At 42.2% G+C, this 7,948-nt stretch carries 6 protein-coding genes and 1 pseudogene; all 7 read left to right on the forward strand.

The window, feature by feature from the left end:
- Window positions 1-506: pseudogene (locus tag WKF69_RS17305) on the forward strand (selenocysteine synthase); the annotation flags it as partial.
- A gap of 104 nt (window positions 507-610) precedes the next feature.
- The gene (locus tag WKF69_RS17310) at window positions 611-1,771 is read left to right on the forward strand and encodes a sialidase family protein (RefSeq protein WP_340383480.1); all 1,161 of its coding nucleotides are present in this window, start codon (window positions 611-613) and stop codon (window positions 1,769-1,771) included.
- Between the two features lie 88 nt (window positions 1,772-1,859).
- On the forward strand, window positions 1,860-2,852 hold the full coding sequence (locus WKF69_RS17315; protein WP_340383481.1) for a 2-dehydro-3-deoxygalactonokinase: 993 nt from the start codon (window positions 1,860-1,862) through the stop codon (window positions 2,850-2,852).
- Entirely contained in the window at window positions 2,845-3,483 is a 639-nt protein-coding gene (locus WKF69_RS17320; RefSeq protein WP_340383482.1) for a bifunctional 4-hydroxy-2-oxoglutarate aldolase/2-dehydro-3-deoxy-phosphogluconate aldolase, read from the forward strand. The genes WKF69_RS17315 and WKF69_RS17320 overlap by 8 nt, the downstream gene beginning before the upstream one ends.
- A 368-nt stretch (window positions 3,484-3,851) precedes the next feature.
- A complete protein-coding gene (locus WKF69_RS17325) occupies window positions 3,852-5,153 on the forward strand; it encodes an MFS transporter (protein ID WP_340383483.1) in 1,302 nt (433 codons plus the stop codon).
- A 121-nt stretch (window positions 5,154-5,274) separates the two neighbouring features.
- Window positions 5,275-5,652 carry a transmembrane 220 family protein gene (locus tag WKF69_RS17330; protein ID WP_340383484.1) on the forward strand — a complete coding sequence of 126 codons (378 nt, stop codon included), beginning with the start codon at window positions 5,275-5,277 and terminating at the stop codon, window positions 5,650-5,652.
- A 558-nt stretch (window positions 5,653-6,210) separates the two neighbouring features.
- The coding region (locus tag WKF69_RS17335; RefSeq protein ID WP_340383485.1) for a carboxypeptidase-like regulatory domain-containing protein at window positions 6,211-7,948 on the forward strand (1,738 nt) is incomplete at its 3' end.

Consider the following 7,948-nt stretch of genomic DNA (forward strand, 5'->3'; position numbering starts at 1 on the left):
GTGTTTCAGGCGGTAAAGCTATGGCAGGCCCTCAAAGCGCCGGCATTCTTATGGGCAGGAAAGACCTTATTGCTGCAGCACGCTTAAGTGCGCCGCCTAGCGGAGGTAATATTGGCCGCGGGATGAAAGTCAACAAGGAGGAGATACTGGGTATGTATGTTGCTTTAGAGAAATATATAAACCAGGACCATGTAAAAGAGTGGAGGATGTGGGAGGACCGTGTTGCACTTATAACCAATGCAGTGAAACAAGTTGATGGGGTTAGTACAAAAGTAGAAGTGCCGCCGGTGGCTAACCATACTCCCAAAATTACTGTTTCCTGGGACCAGGCTAAGGTAAAAGCAACTCCAAGAGAAATTATGAAAAGACTACAGGACGGCAGTCCATCAATCGAGACGATGGGCGGACGCGATGGAATTGACATTACAGTATTCATGCTTAAACGCGGAGAAGAGAAGATCGTTGCAAAACGTCTTCAGGAAGAGCTGGCGAAAGCAGCGGTTTAATGAGTGGAGAGCCTGCCTGCCGGCAGGCAGGTGGAGAGTGGACAATTTAAAATTGCGAGTGGAATGTTGAGAATGAGTGTCAGAATAATCATAGTAAATTGTAAATGACAAAATCAAAGTTAACTTCGTCGGTACTTATCCTGTTTTCGGCAGCGTTCCTCGCCGGATGTTCGACTAAAACGACTACCGAATCTAAGATTGGCAGTTCGGACAGCCTTTCAGCTGATTTCCGGGTTTTACCTGAAGGCGATACGAGTATTTCTAACCGCAAATTTGAGCAGGTGCCGGCAATTGCCGCCAGTGCAGATGGTAGAGTTCTTTATGTCGCCTGGTATTCAGGGGGCGCGGCGCCGGGCCCGGGCAATTTCGTCACGGTTTCAACCAGCACCGATCATGGTGAAACCTGGGTGAACGACCAGTTAGTGGTTTATCCGAAGTCCGGCTCCACGCGGTTTTTTGACCCTGCCTTATGGAGGGACGATAAAGGGCAGGTGCGTTTATATTACGGATCTGCTAAAGATAGCATGGTGTGGGATGGCTTTGGAGGTGTTAACTCCGTTGATATCGTTATGAATGGCTCTACGATTGATCATTCAAAACCGGTGCGCCTTACGGATGGCGTAATGAGCAATAAACCTATTTATGTCGGGTCTAAGAAACTTACTTTAATGCCGGTTTATATCGATAAAGCCCCCAACAACTCTGATGTAAAATATCCCGCAAGCGGTGCTTTTATCTTTTCAAAAGATCAAAAGGGAGTAAGTTTATATTCTTCTATTACCCTGCCTCATTCAATTCGCATACATGATGAACCTCAATTGGTGGAAATATCCTCATCGGGCGAATTCATGGCTCTGCTGAGAACCACCAAAGGGATCTATTCTGCCAGCAGCTCTGACTACGGGAAGACCTGGTCTGAAGCAAAAGCATTCACTGCTTCCGGTCCAACAACTTCAAGCCGCTTTTATATAGGGAAATTAGCTTCGGGTAATTTACTGCTGGTGTCTAATAACAGCACCACCAGGAATAATATGACCGCGTCCATATCTAAAGACGGGGGTAAAACATGGCCATATCAGTTGCTTCTGGACTCGAGAGAAAATGTATCTTACCCGGACGCAGATCAAACTCCTGATGGTAATATTCACGTGGTATTTGACCGCGACAGGACAGGAGCTAAGGATATTTTATATTTCAGGTTTACAGAGCAGGATGTGCTTAGAGGGAGTGGGGTTGTTTTTAAGTCGCGGGTTAACAAGCCTTAAAATAGTGGTCAGTAATCGGTGATCAGTGATCAGTACCAGCGTACACCGAATACTGATTACTGATTACTGATTACTAATTACTCTTCCAATGAATAAAACCCTCCTCTGCTGTGATTGGGGAACCAGCACTTTCAGGTTACGACTGGTCGGTACCTCCGATTACAAGGTCATTGCGGAACAGCAATCGGCTGAGGGGGTTGCCATTACTTTCAGTTCATGGCAGGCAGAAGGATCTTCTAACCGGTTTGACTTTTATGCTTTTAAATTAAAGTCTGCAATAGACCAACTAGCCCGATCATCAGCCCTCGACCTTTCAAATATTCCGGTAATTGTATCGGGTATGGCATCTTCTTCCATAGGTATGGAGGAAATTCCTTATGCACCTGTTCCTTTTGCGCTGGATGGGAGCGGCGTTTCGTGCAGGATATTCGAGAATTACAATGGGGCAGGCAGTTCACTAACTTTGGTTTCTGGCATAAGGACCCATAACGATGTGATGAGAGGAGAGGAGGCGCAGTTAATCGGACTATTTAATCTTGCCGAGACTTCGGCAATAGACAAGGAAGATGCGTTATTTGTGTTTCCCGGCACTCATTCTAAACATATGCGTGTAGAGCGGAAAAGCATAGTCGGCTTTCAAACGTTTATGACCGGTGAGATATACAATATTCTGTCTGAGCATAGCATCCTAAAGGATTCTATAGGCACGGGGGGAGATTTTGAAAACCCAGGCAATCAAGGGGCTTTTATAAATGGTGTAGAGTCATCAGAGTCTTCAAACCTTTTAAACACATTATTTGCTGTGAGAACTAACCAGCTGTTCTCGAAATTCAGGAAAGAGCAAAATGCTTTTTTCCTAAGCGGCTTGCTTATCGGCACCGAATTGAGGCAGCTCGCTGATGAATCTTATCGCCAGCTGGTGATTTGCAGCGGGAAACATTTATATGGACATTACAGGCTTGCTGCAGAGGCTTTGTGTTTAACAGAAAACATTACATTTATTCAGCCAGAACTGATAGAGAAGGCTACTATTGCTGGCCAGGTCCAAATATTTAAAGCTTTAAATAACTTTTATGAATAGGTCGGGGTTTTCCTGGGATGCATTTCATCGTGTTCCTGTTGTTGGGATAATCAGAGGATTAACGTTCGATGAGATAAAGGAAATATTACCGGTTTACGTCTCCTCCGGTCTAACCACCATTGAGATAACGATGAATACCATTGCTGCAAAGGAGATCATCAGTTACGCTGCGGCTAATTATTCCGGACGGCTTAACGTGGGCGCCGGAACAGTGTGTGATGAAAGGGGGCTTGAGGACGCTCTTTCTGCCGGGGCACAATTCATCGTAACACCAATCCTTAACGACGCAGTTATTAAATCCTGCGTGGATCAAAATGTACCTATATTTCCCGGCGCTTATACACCAACCGAGATCTATCGTGCCTGGGAATTGGGAGCATCCATGGTTAAGGTTTACCCTGCAACTTCGCTGGGTTCAGGCTATATAAAAGATGTTAAGGCTCCCCTGAATCACATCAAGCTTATGCCAACCGGCGGTATCCATAAAGATAACATCGCCGAGTTTATGCAAGCCGGAGCTGATGGTTTAGGTGTAGGAAGTCAGCTGTTTGATAAGAAGCTTATAAAGGATAAAGATTGGAGTGGCCTTGAAGAGCATTTTAGGACGTTCGCGGAGTATTTTAAAAGTTGAGAGTTGAGAGTTGACGGGGACGATTGAGAAGTGATGAGTAGATGGTAATCTGTAAGCAGTAATCAAGTAATCAGTAATCAGTAACAAGTAATCAGTAAACGGCAATAGGTTATTAGTAATCGGGTAATCAGTAATCAAGTAATGGGTTGTATGGCTGGTAATGATGATGAGGAATTTAGTATGAAGGTGCAAGTGTGTAAAAAATGACTTTGGAAGAGAAGTGAATAATGTGATAAACAGGCAGTCAGGCAACATAGCCGGCCCCAATGGTACGTTTGGTGGATACTGAATACCGTTTACTGATTACTGATTACTAAATCGTCCGTACATACTGGACAAATATTTTAAATAAAGTCACTACATACTAAATGGGAAGAAATAACTACCGCTGGATCATCGTAACCTTGCTTTTCACAGGAACAGTGATCAACTATCTTGACAGGCAGGTTATTGGTTTATTAAAGCCTACGCTTGAAGTAGAATTTAGCTGGTCGGAGACAGATTTCGGTACCCTGATGTCTGCATTTTCCTTTGCTTATGCTATAGGCTTGCTTATTTCAGGAAAGTTCATTGATAAAGTTGGGACGAAGGTAGGGTATAGTGTGGCAGTTGTTGTATGGAGCATTGCAGGCATGCTGCATGCTGCGGCAAGATCAGTTACCGGCTTCGGTATTGCAAGGGCTGCGCTCGGCATTGGGGAGGCCGGGAATTTCCCGGCAGCTGTGAAGGCAGTTTCAGAGTGGTTTCCACGTAAAGAGCGTGCTTTAGCTACCGGTATATTTAATTCAGGAACAGCAGTTGGAAGTGTATTGGCGCTGATACTTGTGCCGGTTATCATGCAAAGCTATGGATGGCAGGGCGTTTTTATCATTACGGGTGCCATGGGATTTATTTGGCTGGCTTTCTGGTTTGTTTTGTATGAAATACCCTCACGTCAAAAACGGCTTACGAAGGAAGAGCTTTTATACATTGAAGGCGATAAGGAAGATCAATCCGGTACGCAGGTGGCAAGCAAAAACTCTGCTTCATGGTATAAATTATTTTCTCTGCGACAAACCTGGGCTGTTATAACGGGGAAGCTTTTAATCGACCCTATATTTTGGTTCTTTGGTATCTGGCTGCCTTCGTATTTCTCCGCGGCATTTAATTTAAATTTAAAGGTTATCAGCCCGGAATTGATGACTATTTATGCTGCTACCACTATCGGAAGCATTGCCGGAGGTTATTTTTCTTCGGTGCTTATAAAAAATGGCTGGCCAACCTTGAAGGCGAGAAAGGGTGTTTTGTTATTTGTTGCGGTTCTGGAGCTGATACTTATGATTGCCATTGCCAACTTTGTTACTGATAAATGGGTTGCTGTTGGTTTGATCGCGGTGGCTGTAGCAGTTCATCAGGCATGGGCTACAAACGTGTTTACTATGGCTTCAGATATGTTCCCGAAAGAGGTAGTCAGCTCCGTTGTAGGGATTGCGGGTATGTCAGGCGCTATCGGAGGAATTCTGTTCCCTTTGCTTGTCGGGAAAATACTGGATGTATATAAAGCCGGGGGTAATCTTACCGGCGGCTACAACGTCATATTTACGATATGCGGCGTAACTTATCTTGTAGCGTGGGTAATTATTCATTTGCTAACTAAGAAACCTACTAATATACCAACACTGGCAACCTGATCATTAAACTTAACACTAAGTTTATGAAATCAAACGCATAACAATTATCCATTAAAACTTACAACTTAAAACTTATAACTTATAACGTACAACGTATAACTCAAAAAATACAACGAACATAATGAAAGCTTTCAACATCATCTTCTGTGTTTTATTTATAATATCAGCCGGTCTCCAGTACAATGATCCGGATCCATATTTATGGGTTCCCATTTACTTGTATGGCGCATTTTTTTGCTTCAAGGCTTATCAGGAAAAGTATTATCCTAAAGCATATCTTGCCGGGGTCATAGTTTTCCTGGTGTACGCTGTTTACCTGTTTTTTGATAAAGATGGGGTGCTCAATTGGCTGAATGAGCATCATGCCGAAAACATCGCACACAGTATGAAAGCTTCAGCTCCATGGATCGAGGAAACACGCGAATTTTTTGGACTGCTGATCCTGATAATTGTATTGCTAATTAATTATACCTCGTACAGAAGAAAGAAAAGATTTTGAATTTACTAATCTAATAAATAAAATATTAAGAGCAACGCGATACTCACAGCTATGATGCTGCTGACTTCTCTAAGCCTTTATGCCCAGCAAACTGATGAAAAGCAAAAGAATATGCCACCCATCTGGATTTGCTGAAAAAGGATTTTCCCGGAGTAAATTTTAGTGATATTCAGTGGTTAAAGCTTCATGCTACCGATCTGCAATTCACTCTCCTGGCAGAGAGCTCCAAACTAAAAATTGCAGTTTCCGTTGACCACAATAGCAAATTTGCGGTTAAAATGTTACCGTAAATTTTCCAGATGGTGTAACAAGCTAGTTTAATTTTTGTTTGCGTGATTTTTCGTGGTTATTTTTTTTCTTAACATACTGGTATATAGTTGTTTGCAAAAAAAACATTAGAAATATCACTAATCATCGAAGGACTTTGGTAAATATTTGACAAAATGAAATAATTTGTTTAATTTAGGAATGCCGTATTATTCGTAATGACTTTGTGAGTTTTGCGAAAAATGCAGTGAATAAAAACAAATTATTTAAACCTAACACAAAAAATGTTTTATGATGAAAAAAATTTACAAGCTAGTCGTGTTACTGTTACTTTGTCAAACCTATGTGTTTGCGCAAAATATTAGTGTAACCGGAAAGGTTACTGATTCCGATAACCTGCCTCTTCCTGGCGTAAGCGTGAAGGTGAGTGGATCGTCTCAGGGTACCAGTACAGATGCTAATGGAAATTTTACAATCTCTGTACCTTCAAATGCATCTCTTGTATTGACTTACATTGGATTCGCTTCCCAAACTATCTCTGTTCAAGGCCGGACAAGTCTTAATGTTCGCCTGGAAACTGACGCGAAATTGCTCGAAGGAGTAATTGTTACGGCTTTGGGTATTACTAAAGACCAGAAAGTCTTAAGTTACGCCACCCAAAAAGTCAATACAGAGGATTTTGCAAAAGCAAGAGAATTGAATATTGGTAAATCATTAATTGGCCGTGTGGCAGGTCTTGATGTAGCCGGTACTTCCTCAGGCCTTGGAGGTTCAACTCGTGTTGTATTAAGAGGTGATCGTTCAATCACGGGTAATAATACGGCGTTGATCGTTATTGATGGTGTACCTATGGATAACTCGAACTACAGCCCGGGTACCGGAAACGGTGGACGTGATGGTGGTGATGGTTTATCTAGTGTAAACCCTGATAACGTGGAATCAATCACGGTATTAAGAGGTGCTTCTGCAACTGCCCTTTATGGTTCGCGTGCAGCAAATGGTGCCTTATTGATCAATACCAAAAAAGGAAGTTCTCAAAAAGGAACTGGTGTAAGTTTGAATAGTACCTCCCAATTAGAATCAGCAATGATGCTATATGATTTCCAAAATGAGTATGCTCAGGGAGCTGGAGGAATTTACAACCGTGCACAGGAAGGCTCCTGGGGTCCGAAAATGACTGGTCAATCGGTTCCTTTATGGGGAAATGATCCTGCTGATGCCGGGAAAACTTACAACTTGACTCCTCAGCCAGACAACTACAAAGATTTTTACTCTGTAGGAAATCAATTATCTAATACCCTGGCATTCACTGGTGGAAACGAAAAGGCTCAAACCTACCTCGCCTATACCCGTTCAGATGCAACTGGTATTGTTGATAATAATAAGTTGACTAGAAATATACTTAATTTACGTCTTTCCGGAAAGGTAAGTCCCAAATTATCGTATGATTCAAAAGTTACTTACTTGAAGCAGGATATTGCCAACAGACAATATACAGGTGAGGCCTACCAAAATAACCAACGCCATATCCTTCGTATTCCACGTAACATATCATTGGATCAGGCTCAGAAGTATGATTATATTGATCCTTCTACAGGTAAACTTCGCCAAAACTACTGGAATCCTGGATCAAATGGTGGTGAAAACCCATTCTGGACCAAAAACCGTGTTATCTCTCAAGATAATAGAGATCGTATAAACGCTTTTGGATCATTGACTTATCAGATCACCCCTGCATTAAGCTTTTTAGGTCGTGGTGGTATCGATAAATCCATCGATAATTTCGAAGGAAAATGGTTTAATGATACCTATACCATTGCTGACTTTGGTAATTACTTAACTGAATTCAGAGATGTTGTTGAAACCAATTTTGATTTGATCGGTATATTTAAGAAGAATATACTTGAAGAATTAACAGTAGATGCAACTTTTGGAGCGAGTCTTCAGCATTTAGACAGAAAGTTCCAAAACACCAATGCGGGTGGTCTAAATAGGGATAATTTATTTATTCCATCTAATGGCCGTGCTC

It is taken from the genome of Daejeonella sp. (genome assembly GCF_037719425.1).
GTDB lineage: Bacteria > Bacteroidota > Bacteroidia > Sphingobacteriales > Sphingobacteriaceae > Daejeonella.